The sequence below is a fragment of the Corynebacterium timonense genome, from assembly GCF_900105305.1.
GTDB classification, from domain to species: domain Bacteria; phylum Actinomycetota; class Actinomycetes; order Mycobacteriales; family Mycobacteriaceae; genus Corynebacterium; species Corynebacterium timonense.
In genome coordinates this window covers 953,948-966,464 of record NZ_LT629765.1, presented here as the reverse complement: position 1 = coordinate 966,464, position 12,517 = coordinate 953,948, and the positions used below count along the sequence as shown (strand labels likewise).

The window sequence follows — 12,517 nt, the reverse complement described above, 5'->3', positions numbered from 1 at the left end:
CATAACTCCTTTAAGATGGTGCGTCTTTGTTCTCCCTTGCAGCATACCCGCCTCGGCGCCGCACCAACGACCAGAGCATGGCGGCGACGCCGCAGGCGACGATCAGCCATTCTAGGGCCGCGCCGAAGCGCATCGACGGGGTGACCGTGCTGCGCAGCGGAAGCTCCGCGGTCAGCAGCGCCGGTTCGAAGATGCCGGACTGCTCGACGACGCTGCCGTCGGGCAGGATAATGCCCGAGGAACCGGACGTCGCCGCGACGACGACGGAGCGGTCCGTCTCAATCGCGCGGAATCGGCTCATGGCCATCTGCTGGTAGGTCATGTCGGTGAAACCGAACGTGGCGTTGTTCGTCGGGGTTGCCAAGATCTCGGCATCCGCGTCGACCGCGGAGCGGAAGGCGGCGTCCACGGCGACTTCGTAGCACGTCGCCACGCCCAGGATGACGTCGCCCACCTGGACCGTTCCGTCGCCATCGCCGGGCTTGAAGTTGCCCGCCAGATCGACATACTCGGAGAAGAGGCGGAAGAAGTCGCGCATGGGCATGTACTCGCCGAAAGGCTGCAGGTACTTCTTGTTGTGCCGGTCCCCCGCCCCGGTGACCGGGTCGAAGACGACCATGGTGTTGCGGGCACCGACCTCGTCGCGGGTGATCGTGCCCACCACGACGGGAGCGTCGACAGCGCTGACCGCCTCCGTGATCTGCGCGGCGGCCTCCGCATCGGCGAAGGGGTTGACGTCCGAGGAGTTTTCCGGCCACACCACGAAGTCCGGGTCCGCGCCGGAGGCGGCGAGGTTCTTGGTCTGCTCCACGTGGTTGCTCAACACCGCGCGGCGCTGGGCGTTAAAGTCGAGGCCTAAACGGGGCACGTTGCCCTGCACGGCGGACACGGTCGCCGTCGCCTCCTCCGGGGTTGGGCCGGCCGGCGGGGCCGCGGCTCCAGCGGCGAAAGCGAGACCCGCCGGGACGACGGCGCAGGCGAGCGCGGTGAGGCGGGCGGCGGGGCGTCGAGAAGCAACAACGGCGACGACAGCGCAGGCGACGAGGACGGTGGCCGTGGTCACGAGAGCCGTGCCGCCCCACGGAGCGAGGTAGCGCAGCGGGCCCTCGATCTGCCCCCACGCGAGACGCACCCACGGGAAACCACCGAAGGGGAAGCTCGAGCGGAGAAACTCCCACGCCACATACACGAGCGGGAAGAGCACGAAGCCGTAGCGCAGGCGCGCAAGCAGGACGCCGAAGGCACCGACCGGTATGGAATACAGGGCTAGCGCCACGGAAAGAGCCAGGTACGGCGCCGCGCCGACGAACTCCCCCACCCACGGCAGCAAGAGCACGTAGATAGAGGCGCCGTGGACGAAGCCCAGCAGCGCGCCCAGCCAGCCCGAGGGGCGATCGCGCCACGGCATCAGGGCGATCCAGAACACGGCACAGCCCGCGATAGCGAGGAACCACAGGCCGAGCGGCTCGTACGAGCAATACACGAGCGCCCCAGAGGCAACGGCGAGAGCCAGGCGCAGGAGCGTTGCCACCTAGCTGGTCCCCTCCGGGCCGTTATCCCGGCCCCGGCGTCGGTCGTCGTCGGTGGCACTGTCGGCGCGGAACCATTCTTCGAGCTTCTCGACGTCGACCTCGGGCTGGGAGGATTGGGAGGGCTGGGAGGACTCGGTCGGCGGCGTGGTAAACGTGCCGTAGCTCGTGCGGTACTGCGCCACCGGGGAGGCCGAGTAAACGCGCACGCTGAAGTCCTCCATTGCCTTCGTGGCGCTCGCGGTCAGCGCTCGGCGCAGGAGCGCACGCGTCGGCGGGAAGACCATGATGAGGCCGACCGCCGAGGAGACGAAGCCGGGCAGAATGCAGAGCAGCCACCCGACGGCAAGCAGCGCGCCGTCGCCTGCTAGGCGGCCCAACGAACCCTGCCCGCCGGCGGCGCGCCGCAGCGAGTTGCGCAGGGCGATGTTCGCGCCGAGGCCGCCGAACACGGACAAAGCGAAGACCGCGAGGAAAGCCCACCCGAGGCCGATCTGGCTCGAAACCCCGATGAATGCAAGGACCTCGACGACGAAATAGGCAAAAAGGAGTAGCCGCATGGGCACAGACTACCCGCCAAGATGTTCCATCAACCAACGCACGTCCCACGGCGCGTGCAGGAAATACGGGAGGGAATGGCTTACCCCCACCCGGGGCGGGCGCCGCGTGTCCAGCTCCACGCCCCACGCCCGAGCGAGCCTCGCCACCCCGTCGTAGGGAACGACGCTGTCGTCGAGGCCCGCCCAGAGCCGGGTGGGCGCGTTGAGGGGTGGCCGGGTACCCAGCTCGAGCTCCGCGAGGCGCCTGCGCGTTGCGGGCAAGTCGGCGAGGAGCTCGGTCATCGCAATGCCCGCGGTGGTCCACTCCCGCGTCGTCGCCCAGGGGTGCTGCAGCACGGTCCCGACAGCGCAGGTAGTTCGAGCTTCTTCCGCGGCGGCAATGCCCGCAGGACTCAGGTGCGCGTAGAGCTCGTCGGCGATCTCTTCGTCCCAGGCGGCGAGGCCAGCCACGGCGTACAGCGCCAGCGGGGCGACAAAGGACCCCTCGAGGTGGCCGAGGACTTCGGGCAGGTGGACCGGCGGGGCGCCGATGACCGCGGCGGCCACCTGGAGTTCCGGGGCGTACTCCGGCGCTTCCATCCACCCGGCGGCTGCTCCCCCGCCCTGGGAGAAGCCCCAGAGACCGAGCACTCGCGAGTCCACCCCGAGCTCACGCGCGGCGCGCACCGCGTCGGCGAGAGCGCGGGCTGCCGAAAAGTGGTCTCCGTAGAGCATCACGTGGTCTTCCGGGTCGCGCGGGTAGTCGCTGAGAACAACGTCCGCGCCCGCGGCGATCAGCAGGCTGATGACGGGTTGCTCGTAGGAGGCGATCGCGTCGAGCGGGCCGGTGCGCACGGCGAAGCCCACGGTGCACGAGAAAGAGGGGTCGCAGCGCGCCGCCACCCCCTGCGTTGACGGCGCGAAGGCGACCGTCGGGCGCGGCCCGTTTCCCGCCCAGGGCACCCGCGAGCGCATGACCGCGCCGGTGGCGGTGAGGACGCGCCCGCGGGTGTCCGTGGTGACGTAGCTGATCCGGTGGGCGCTCGCCGGGTTGAGCCGCGAGTGCAGCCCGACCGGGGAAATCTCAGAAGAGCGCAGCAAAGTGCCGGGCGCAACGCCCGCAAGCCACGTCGCGGGGGCAAAGTCGGGATCGCTGCGCGGCGCGCGACGCAGCGGATCGGCCACGTAAGGCACGCTCGCGCGGAGGATGGTGGGCAACACGTTCACTGCACGTTCACCTCTCTTAGCGCGGCATGTGGCGCCAGATCGGGCGCGGGACGAGGCGCATGATCGCGGCGAGCACCCGCAACCGGCCGGGCACCCAGACGGTTGCGCTGCGCGTCCCCTCCGCCGCGCGGACGACCGCGTCCGCGACGACGCCCGGGGTCACCGACATCGGCGCCGGCGTCATCCCCGCGGTCATCGAGCCGATGACGAAGCCGGGGCGCGCGGTGATGAGCTTCAGCTCGCTGCCGTGGAGGCGGTCGGCGAGCCCCTGGCAAAACGCGTCAAGGCCGGCCTTCGTCGAGCCGTAAACGTAGTTGGCGCGGCGCGGGCGCCACCCGGCGATGGAGGAAAACGCAACAATCTCCCCGCGCGTCATCGTATCGGCGAGCACGGTCAGCGCGTTCACCTGCGCGAGGTAGTCGATCGTGGCGATGCGCGCTGCCTCGCGCTCGTCGCGTTCCGCGCGCTGCTGGTCCCCGAGCACGCCGAAGGCCACAATCGCGGTGGTCACCTCGCCCGCATCCTCGACGACCGCGCGGTGCGAATCCAGGTCGGTCGCTTCGAACTCGACGGTGCGTACCGCGGTGGCGCCCGCCTCGAGCAGTCGCTTTTCGACGCTCGCCCCGCGCCCCACATCCCGCAGCGCGAGAACGACCGGCCTGCCGCGGCACATCCGCACCGCGACTTCTCCGCCGATCTCGCTGGTGGCCCCCAGCAGCAACAGCGTGCCTTGCGACGTTCCCATGGGCCCTACCTTAGGCCCCGCGGCGCGCGGTTGAGTCGGCGCGCCCCCGAGCCCTCGAGCACGACGATGTCTTCGATGCGCATCCCCCACCGCTCGGGCAGGTAGATACCCGGCTCGATGGAAAAGACCATGCCTTCGCGCAGTTCGACGTCCGAGCCAGCGACGATGAAAGGCTCCTCGTGCAGCGACAGGCCCAGCCCGTGCCCGGTTCGGTGCGTGAAGTAGTCGCCGTAGCCCGCCTCGGCGATGATGCGGCGCGCGACGGCGTCGAGCGCCCCGGCCGTCATACCAGGCGCGGCAGCCTCGACCGCCGCCTGCTGCGCGCGCTGCAAAACGGCGTAGGCCTGCGTGAACTCGGGGTCGGCCGGTCCGGCGACCTGGTAGGTGCGGGTGCAGTCGGAGTGGTAGCCGGCGCCGAAGCTGCCGCCGATGTCCACCACGACGGGGTCGCCTTCGCGCAGCACGCGCCCGGAACGGCTATGGTGTGGGTTCGCACCGTTGGGGCCGGAGCCGACGATGACGAAGTCCACGGCGTCGTGGCCGCTGAGAATGAGGCGCTCGATGTCGAGTGCGACCTCCTCCTCCGTGCGGCCGGGGCGAAGAAGCCCGGGAACGCGGGCGTGGACAGCGTCGATAGCGTCGGCGGCAGCGCCGATCTGTTCGATCTCGAGTGCGTCTTTGACGGCAAAGACCCCGGCCAACGCCCGTGCCGCCAGCGTCGTTTCCGGCAGGAGTTCTTGGAGGCGCAGCACGTGATCCGCGGTAAGCGAGCTCCCCAACCCCACGGGCCCCCGCTGCGCGCCCTCCCCGAGCGCGCTGGCCGCCATGGCGTGCGCGTCGTCGCCGTCGCGCCAGCCTACGATCTCGACGCCGGCGACGTCGATGCCGCCAGCGTCGGTGGCGGGGACGACGAGGCGCGCCGCGCCTTCAGCGCTCAGGCACAGCGCCGTTAACCGCTCGTGGGAGCTCACCCAGGAGCCGGTGAGGTATGCGAGTTCGGGGCCCGCCCCGATGACGGCCCCCGCCATCCTTTGACGGCGGAGCTCGTCGACGACGCGGCGGATGCGGTCGCGGTAGACCTCCGGGGCAAACGCTTTCATGCTGCTTGTCTCCTTATCGTCACACATGTCCTCACACCATGTCCTCGTACGCGCCTAGCTTCCGATGGCCACGACGCCGCGGCGGATGGAGTCGATAGCCCGGCGGGCGTTGCGGCGGATCTCGTCGGTATATCCAGTGGCCGCCACCTGTTCGAGGAGGTCGACGACCTGCCGGCACCAGCGCACGAAGTCGCCGGGAGTGAGCTCGGCGCCCGATTCGGCGGCGGCCGCCATGGCGTAGCCGAGCGGCGCGCCCGCCGTCCATTGGTGCGCGGCGAGTGCGAAGGCGGCGTCCGGAACCCGCGTGGGGGGAAGCTCGTGGCGCTGCTCGTCGGACACGATTTCGCCGTAAATCCGCTCGGTGGCGTTCATCGCTCCCGCCATCGGCTCGGTCGCCGCGTCGGGGGCGCCCCCGGTTGCCTTGCGGTTTTCAAAGACGCACATCGAGGCGACGCCGGCTAGCTCCGCCGGGTCGAGCCCCTCCCACACGCCGCGCTTGAGGCACTGGGCGACGAGCAGGTCGGAGGCGTTGTGGATCCGGGCGAGGCGTTCGCCCTCCTCCGTCACGCGAGGCTGCCCTTCGACGACCTCGACGTAGTCCATCTCCGTCAGCAGCCCGACGATGCGCTCGAACGTGCGGCCCAGCGAATCCGTGGAGGAATCCACGCGGCGCTCGAGGGACGAGAGCTTCCGTTCCTCCCGCACGAGCTCCTCCCCCACGCGGGCGAGCATCTCACGGTCGGTGGCGGGCCAGGAGTGCGCCGGGTGGGAGCGCACGGCCTCGCGCAGTGCCGTGACCTTCTTCGACGGCCGCACCCGCGCCGCCTCGCGCAGCTTCTTGGGCCCGCGCAGGTTGGCAGCGTGGAGCATGCTTGCCACCTTGCGCGCGTGGCGCCGCGGCTGGTCCTGCATGTGGCGCGGCACCTTGATCCGGCCCACCACCACGGGAGGGTTGCGGAAGGCGGCGGCGTCGATACGCCCTGACCAGCCGCGCTCGGTGGTGACCCACGGGCGCGGGTCGTGCCGCTTGCCCGCGACCTGGACCACGGCTGCGAGCTCCGGCTTTTTCTTGCCCGGCAGAGCAATCACCTCGCCGACCTGCAGGCGGCCCAGGATAGCGGCGGTTTCGGCGGCGCGGTCCTCAAGCGCGTGGCGGCGCGCCTCGCGCTCGGCGTCGGTCAGATCGCGCCGCAGGCGAAGGTAGTCGAGCACGTCGGCCACTGGGTCGTCGCTAGGCGGTGCATAGGAAGCTATATCGCGCTCGAGTTGAGCCCGCAACGACGACACCTTCGCGCGCCGACGCTCGATCTCGCGGACCTCCCCGACCACCGAGCGATCGGTCTGGAACTGGGCGAACGACTGCTCGATGAGCCGGATCGAGTCGTCGTAGCCGTTCATCTTGAGCATGTTGATGGCCATGTTGTATCCCGGTGCAAAGGGCGAGATGAGCGGGTAGGTGCGGGTGGAGGCGAGCCCGGCGACCTCGCGTGGGTCCATCGCCGGTGCCCATTGGACGACGGCGTTGCCGATGGAGTCGATGCCGCGTCGGCCGGCCCGACCCGTTAGCTGCGTGTACTGCCCTGGCGTGAGGTCGACGTGCGCCTCGCCGTTGAACTTGACCAGTTTCTCCAGCACCACCGTGCGCGCGGGCATGTTGATGCCGAGGGCGAGCGTCTCCGTCGCAAAGACGACCCGCACGAGCCCGCGCACGAAGAGCTCTTCGACGATGTGCTTGAAGGCGGGCAGCAGGCCGGCGTGGTGGGCGGCGAAGCCGCGCGACCACGCGGTGCGAAGCTGGCGAAAATTGAGCACCTTCAGGTCCTCCTCCGGGATGCCCTCCACGCCCTCGTCCACGATGCGCTTAATCTCGTCCTGCTCCTCGGGCGTGGTCAGCTCCTTGCGCGAGCGCAGACACTGGAACAGTGCCCCGTCGCAGCCCGCGCGAGAGAAGATGAAGACGATGGCGGGCAGCATGTCGCGCCCCTGCAACGCGGAGACCAGCTCCGGCCGGCCGATGGGGCGCGTCTTGTCGCGGGGGCGTTCCTTGCCGCTGCGTCGCCCGGCCGCGCGGGAGCGAAAGCCCCTGCCCTCCTCGTAGTCGCGGCGGCCCTCCTGCGCCCGGTCCTCGTCGATGCGCTCGATGGCGTGCTCGAGATCACGATTGACGCGCCCGTCGGTGCCGGGCTCGAACAAGGGAAAGATCTTCCGGCCCACCATCATGTATTGGCTGAGCGGAACGGGGCGCTCCTCCCACACGATGACGTCGGTGCCCCCGCGCACGGTGTTGAGCCACTCGCCGAACTCCTCCGAGTTAGACACGGTCGCGGACAGCCCGATGAGCGCCACGGAGTCGTCGAGGTTGAGGATCACCTCTTCCCACACCGCGCCGCGGTCGCGGTCGGCGAGGTAGTGGATCTCGTCCATCACGACGTAGGCGAGGCGCTCGAGCTGCGGCGAATCCGCATAGATCATGTTGCGCAGAACCTCGGTGGTCATGACCACGATGTCGGCGGAGCCGTTGACGCTGACGTCGCCGGTGAGCAGGCCGACCGCGTCCTCGCCGTGCTCGTTCACCAGGTCGTGGTACTTCTGGTTGCTCAGCGCCTTAATAGGGGTGGTGTAGAAGCATTTGGTACCGCGGCGCAGCGCCGCGTACACGGCGAACTCGCCGACGATGGTCTTGCCGGAGCCGGTGGGGGCGCAGACGAGGACCCCCTTGCCTCCGTCGACGCTGCGGCAGGCCTGGACCTGGAAGTCGTCGAGGGGAAAGGGGCGGGTGGCCCGAAAATCATCCAGCAGCGGTGCACTAAGAGCCATGCCCTTTAGAGTACGTCGTCGTAATACTCCTCGGGCGGCGGGGAGTTCTTCGGCCTCGTCCGCACGACGGACGGCGTCGGGGTCGGCGAGGACGACGGGACGGAGGCCGTGACCGGGGCGGAGGACGCGATGGGCCCGGAGGAGGTGACGGGGCCGGAAGCTTCGTCGTCGTCAAGCGTCATCCACTCGGGCTTGTGCTTGGCGGCCTTTTTGTCGCGCAGGCGGCAGAACTGGAAAGCGATCTCGACGAGGAGGGTCATGGACAGCGCGAGGGCGACCATGGAGAAGGGGTCCTGGCCCGGCGTCATAAAGGCCGCGAAGGCGAAGAGGCCGACAATGATCATGCGGCGCTTGTCCTTCACGTGCTCGTAGCGCAGCACCCCCGCGATGTTGAGCATGACGATGAGCAGCGGCAGCTCGAAGCTCACGCCAAAGATCGTGATGAGGGCAAGCAGGAAGTTGTAGTACTCATGGCCGGTTAGCGCCGCGACCTGGAACTCGGAACCGATGGACATGAGGATGTACAGGCCCTGGTCGAGGACGAAGTACGCCAGCGCCGCGCCCGCGACGAATAGTACGACGGCGAGGGTGACAAACGTAAAGGTGTAGCGCTTCTCGTGTGTACGCAGGCCGGGGGTAATAAAGCCCCAAATCTGGGTGAGCCACACGGGCGAGGACAGCACCAAACCGGCGAGGGCGCCCACCTTGAGGCGCAGCATGAACATCTCGAACGGCGTGGTGGCCAGAAGGCGGCACTCGCCGTCGCCGGTGAAGTCGGCGCGCAGTTCGCTGGGCAGGTTGCAGTACGGCCCGCGGATAATCTCGCCCAGCGGAGCCGTGCCGAAGGGGGCGTTTTGGTACCAGATGAAGCCGATGATGGTGCCGACGACGATGGCCGCCAGCGAGATCATCACCCTGCGCCGCAGCTCGGACAGGTGCTCCACCAGGGTCATGTCCCCGGTGGGGTTCTTGGGTTTACGCCGCGCCACGGGTGACTAGCCCTGGGTGCGCGGCTGGTTTTCCGGCCGGTCCCAGAAGCTCTCCGCGCCCTGGGAGGCGCTCTGCGTTTCGGGCGAGCCCTGAGTCAGCTCGGCCTGCTGCTCGGGCACGGGACGATCGTCGTTCTTGAGCTCCTTCACCTCAGACTTGAAGATGCGCGCGGAGCGACCCAGCGAGCGCGCAAGATCGGGCAGCTTCGCCGCCCCGAACAGCAGCAGGATAATCAGCAGGATGATGAGGATTTCGGTCCAACCCAGGTTGGGCATGGGTGTTCCTTTCGTAGGTCGTGCTCGCGCCACCGGCGCGCTGCCATCGCCTTATCCTAACCTCTCGGCGCCCTTTTTAGCGCGCCATGTGACTTCTTCGGCGAGTTCCGTCGGTTTCTCCAGCCGAACCCGGTCGGACTGCCCCAGGCAAAACCGGATCAGCCAGTCGGCGCTGCCGTAGGGCATGGTGGCGCGCACCCACTCCTGGTCCAGAGTGTCGGCGTCGAGCTCGATCTCCCAGTAGTCCGCCAGCCACGTTGCCTCGCTGCGGATGAGCAGCGTGGCCCGCGCGGCGTCGCCGAAGCCGAAGGGGTCGCTGCCTCCTGCTCGAGCGGGTACCCTCCCCGCGGGCCGCTGCGTCGGACGAGCGGTGCGGACCCGGTCGAGGCGGAAGGTTTTGTCGTGGCCGTCCTCGAGCGCCCGCAGGTAGGTCTGGCCGTTGTGGTGGAACAGCTCGACCGGGGAGACGATGCGGGTGCTGGTGGTGTCCGAGGACGCGGAGTAGTAGAGCAGCTCCACCTCGACGCCGTCGGCGAGGGCGCGAGCGACGGCGGAGCCGACGGCCTCGTTCTCGTCGGCGGGGTGATCGGCGTCGGCGACGCCTGCGCGCGTGACCGCGCGCAGCTTGGCCGCGGCCGAGGTCACGGCGGAGTGGTCGACCAACCCCGGCATCGTCTCCAGGGATTCGAGCGTGAGAAGCAGCGCGTTCGCCTCCGTGGGCGTCAGGCGCAGGGGGGCGGTCAGCCCTTGGTCGTCGATAAGCGTAATGCCCCTCCAGGAGGCGACGAGGTCGATGAGCTCCCCGGGGCCGTTTCCCACCCCGGAGAGGGTGAGCCGGGTCAGGTCGGCCATGATGTCCTCGTGGCTGCCGCCGAGGTCGCGCGCGATTTCCATCGGGGTCGCGTCCGGGTGTTTGCGCAGGTACGGGATCAGGTTGAGGGAGCGCACGAGGCCCTCCAGCTTCGCGGCGCTATCGCTCATCGTTCGCCTCCAGAGTTCGCCTTTAAAAGCGTGACGACGTCATCCAGCACGTCCTTGGGCTCCACCCGCGTGACGTCCGGCGCGTAGCTGGCCACAGTGCGCACGAGCCAGTCGCGTTCGACGGCGCGCAGCGTGATGGTCTCGCCCTCGCGCTGCCCTCGCTGCGCAAGCTCCTCGCCTACCGCACCGCCTATGGTCACGCGCGCGTCGGTGACCGGCCCGCGCAGGGCGTCCTCGACGACCTGCTGGAGAGGGCGGTCCGGCCCCCGGTAGGCGCTGGTGGTGGCCTTGCGCACGTTACTTACCCGCATGGCGCGGAAGGCCCGCTCCGCCTCCCGGTCGGTGTCCCATCCGACGACGTAGGCGCGATTATTCAGGGCGACAATGCCCCACGGGTCCATCGTGCGTTTCTGCGTCGCGGCGGTCGGCGAGGGCGCGTAGTCGAAAATCATGCGCCGCCTGTTGCGCACGCAGGCCGTCACGGCCGTCACGGTGTCGGCGTCGAGGCGCAGCACGTCGTTGTCGACGGAAGCCAGCGCGGGGCTGTCGAAGGTACGCGTCGCGCCCGAGGCCGCCAGCTTGGTCCATCCGGAGCGGGCGAATGCGCCCAGGCTGGTGCCGCGGCCCAGGTCACCCGCCAACCCGAGGACGGTGGCCTCTTCGTCGGTAAACTCGATCGCCGGCAGCTCGTAGGCGTCCTTGAGTACCCACACCAGGCCGTGAGACATGCGGGCGGGCACCCCGGCGCGGCGCAGCGTGTCCACGTCGCGCGCGAGCTGGCGCTGGAAAGAATCCGTCGTGCGCGGCGCGTAGCCGTCGACGTGCGCGTAAACCCAGTCGTAGGTGCGGGGGCGCTGGGCGCCAAGCAGCGCAAAGGTCAGGTTCGTGAGCCTCCCGATGGCCTCCGCATCGGCGCTCATTGCGTCTCCCTGCCGGCGCGGAAGGAGGCGATGAGCTCGTCGACGCGTTCGTCGGCGGTGGCGAAGGGATCGAGAAGCTCGACGGTGCGCGGCTCGGGGCGGTTGACCTTCAGGTGCACCCAATCGACGTTGTGCGAAGCTCCGGCCTCCCGTGCCGCGCGGAGGAAAGCTCCGCGTAGGTGGGCCCGCGTGGTGGGCGGCGGGGTGCGCTCCGCGTCGGCGATGGCCTCGTCGGTTGTCCAGCGCGCGGCAAGACCCTTGCGCTCAAGCAGGTAGAACAGGCCGCGCTCGCGGCGAATGTCGTGGTAGGTCAGGTCGATGTGAGCGAGTTTGGGGTGGCCCCAGTCGCACCCGAGGCGCTCCCTGAAGCGCTCGAGGAGCGCGCGCTTGATCATCCAGTCCACCTCGGTGTCCACCCCGGAGTAATCTCCGGTGTCGAGAGCGTCGAGGACGCGCCCCCACAGCTCGACGACGCGCCCCATCTCGGCGTTGTCCCCCTCACCGTGGCTCTCGCGCTGTGCGCACCAGCGGGTCGCGGCCTCCCACGTACTACGCTGGACCTCGAGCGCGGTGATCGTGCCGCCGTTTTTCAGTTGTAGCTTTGTGCGCCCGGTCGGGTCGGCCGCAATGTCGCGGATATGCGCGATCGGGTCGGCGAGCTCCAGGTCGGGTAGGCCGAAGCCGGCCTCGAGCATCTCGATGAGCAGCAGCGTCGAGCCGATCTTCAGCGCGAAGGTGGTCTCCGACATGTTCGAGTCTCCGACAATGACGTGCATGCGCCGGAATCGGTGCGAATCTCCGTGCGGCTCGTCCCGAGTATTGATGATGGGCCGGGTCCGCGTCGTCGCCGAAGAGACCCCTTCCCACACCTGGTCGGCGCGCTGCGAGAGGAGGAAGCGCCCGTCTTTGATCACGCCCGCCCCGCACGTCAGCTGGCGGGTAATAAGGAAAGGCAGGAGCTGACGGGAGAAGTTCTTCAGCACGAGCTCGCGGCTGACCAGGTAGTTCTCGTGCGCGCCGTAGGAGTTTCCACGCGAGTCCACGTTGTTTTTAAACAGGTAAACCTCTCCCCCGATCCCCTCGGCCGCCAGCGTCTTTTCCGCCTGGCGGGAGAGTCGGTCGAACGTCAGCTCACCGGCCTTGTCGTGGTTGAGCAGCTGGGTCACCGAGTCGCACTCCGCGGTGGCGTACTCGGGGTGCGCCCCCACGTCGAGGTAGAGGCGGGCGCCGTTGGCGGTGAAGATGTTCGAGCTGCGGTGCGCCGACACCACGGGGCGAAACAGGTAACGCGCCACCTCTTCCGGGCTGAGCACAGGGCGCCCGTCGCGGAAGGCGGTAACGCCGAACTCGGTTTCCACGCCCATAATCCGGCGCGTGTACACGGTGGCCACGCG

11 protein-coding genes are annotated in these 12,517 nt (G+C 69.0%); all 11 read right to left on the bottom strand.

Features of this window, described 5'->3' with window-relative positions:
* Window positions 1–10: 10 nt before the first annotated feature.
* From lnt to pafA, 11 genes are read right to left on the bottom strand one after another with little or no spacing between them, the layout of a single operon-like run.
* Window positions 11–1,531, bottom strand: a complete 1,521-nt coding sequence (gene lnt / locus BLT81_RS04665) for an apolipoprotein N-acyltransferase (RefSeq protein ID WP_019194666.1) — start codon at window positions 1,529–1,531, stop codon at window positions 11–13.
* Entirely contained in the window at window positions 1,532–2,089 is a 558-nt protein-coding gene (locus BLT81_RS04660; protein WP_019194665.1) for an FxsA family protein, read from the bottom strand. It lies immediately after the preceding gene.
* A gap of 9 nt (window positions 2,090–2,098) precedes the next feature.
* Window positions 2,099–3,295, bottom strand: coding sequence for a lipase family protein (locus BLT81_RS04655; RefSeq protein WP_019194664.1), 1,197 nt, complete (start codon window positions 3,293–3,295; stop codon window positions 2,099–2,101).
* A 16-nt stretch (window positions 3,296–3,311) separates the two neighbouring features.
* On the bottom strand, window positions 3,312–4,040 hold the full coding sequence (locus BLT81_RS04650; protein WP_019194663.1) for an SDR family oxidoreductase: 729 nt from the start codon (window positions 4,038–4,040) through the stop codon (window positions 3,312–3,314).
* A gap of 5 nt (window positions 4,041–4,045) precedes the next feature.
* Entirely contained in the window at window positions 4,046–5,140 is a 1,095-nt protein-coding gene (locus BLT81_RS04645; RefSeq protein WP_019194662.1) for a M24 family metallopeptidase, read from the bottom strand.
* Window positions 5,141–5,194: 54 nt separating this feature from the next.
* On the bottom strand, window positions 5,195–7,957 hold the full coding sequence (locus tag BLT81_RS04640; protein WP_019194661.1) for a DEAD/DEAH box helicase: 2,763 nt from the start codon (window positions 7,955–7,957) through the stop codon (window positions 5,195–5,197).
* Between the two features lie 5 nt (window positions 7,958–7,962).
* Entirely contained in the window at window positions 7,963–8,910 is a 948-nt protein-coding gene (tatC, locus tag BLT81_RS04635; protein WP_019194660.1) for a twin-arginine translocase subunit TatC, read from the bottom strand.
* A 42-nt stretch (window positions 8,911–8,952) separates the two neighbouring features.
* Window positions 8,953–9,222 carry a Sec-independent protein translocase subunit TatA gene (tatA, locus tag BLT81_RS04630; protein WP_019194659.1) on the bottom strand — a complete coding sequence of 90 codons (270 nt, stop codon included), beginning with the start codon at window positions 9,220–9,222 and terminating at the stop codon, window positions 8,953–8,955.
* A gap of 51 nt (window positions 9,223–9,273) precedes the next feature.
* Window positions 9,274–10,203: a helix-turn-helix transcriptional regulator gene (locus BLT81_RS04625; RefSeq protein ID WP_019194658.1), complete on the bottom strand. Its 930-nt coding sequence runs from the start codon at window positions 10,201–10,203 to the stop codon at window positions 9,274–9,276.
* Window positions 10,200–11,123 carry a helix-turn-helix transcriptional regulator gene (locus BLT81_RS04620; RefSeq protein WP_019194657.1) on the bottom strand — a complete coding sequence of 308 codons (924 nt, stop codon included), beginning with the start codon at window positions 11,121–11,123 and terminating at the stop codon, window positions 10,200–10,202. Before BLT81_RS04620 ends, BLT81_RS04625 begins: the two co-directional genes overlap by 4 nt.
* Entirely contained in the window at window positions 11,120–12,514 is a 1,395-nt protein-coding gene (gene pafA, locus BLT81_RS04615; protein WP_019194656.1) for a Pup--protein ligase, read from the bottom strand. The genes BLT81_RS04620 and pafA overlap by 4 nt, the downstream gene beginning before the upstream one ends.
* Window positions 12,515–12,517: the final 3 nt, after the last annotated feature.

Bases quoted from the DNA above. Each gene is read 5' to 3' on its own strand.
- BLT81_RS04620 (WP_019194657.1), bottom strand. From the start codon at position 11,123: ATGAGCGCCGATGCGGAGGCCATCGGGAGGCTCACGAACCTGACCTTT.
- BLT81_RS04645 (WP_019194662.1), bottom strand. From the start codon at position 5,140: ATGAAAGCGTTTGCCCCGGAGGTCTACCGCGACCGCATCCGCCGCGTC.
- BLT81_RS04660 (WP_019194665.1), bottom strand. From the start codon at position 2,089: ATGCGGCTACTCCTTTTTGCCTATTTCGTCGTCGAGGTCCTTGCATTC.
- BLT81_RS04625 (WP_019194658.1), bottom strand. From the start codon at position 10,203: ATGAGCGATAGCGCCGCGAAGCTGGAGGGCCTCGTGCGCTCCCTCAAC.
- tatA (WP_019194659.1), bottom strand. From the start codon at position 9,222: ATGCCCAACCTGGGTTGGACCGAAATCCTCATCATCCTGCTGATTATC.
- BLT81_RS04650 (WP_019194663.1), bottom strand. From the start codon at position 4,040: ATGGGAACGTCGCAAGGCACGCTGTTGCTGCTGGGGGCCACCAGCGAG.
- BLT81_RS04640 (WP_019194661.1), bottom strand. From the start codon at position 7,957: ATGGCTCTTAGTGCACCGCTGCTGGATGATTTTCGGGCCACCCGCCCC.
- tatC (WP_019194660.1), bottom strand. From the start codon at position 8,910: ATGACCCTGGTGGAGCACCTGTCCGAGCTGCGGCGCAGGGTGATGATC.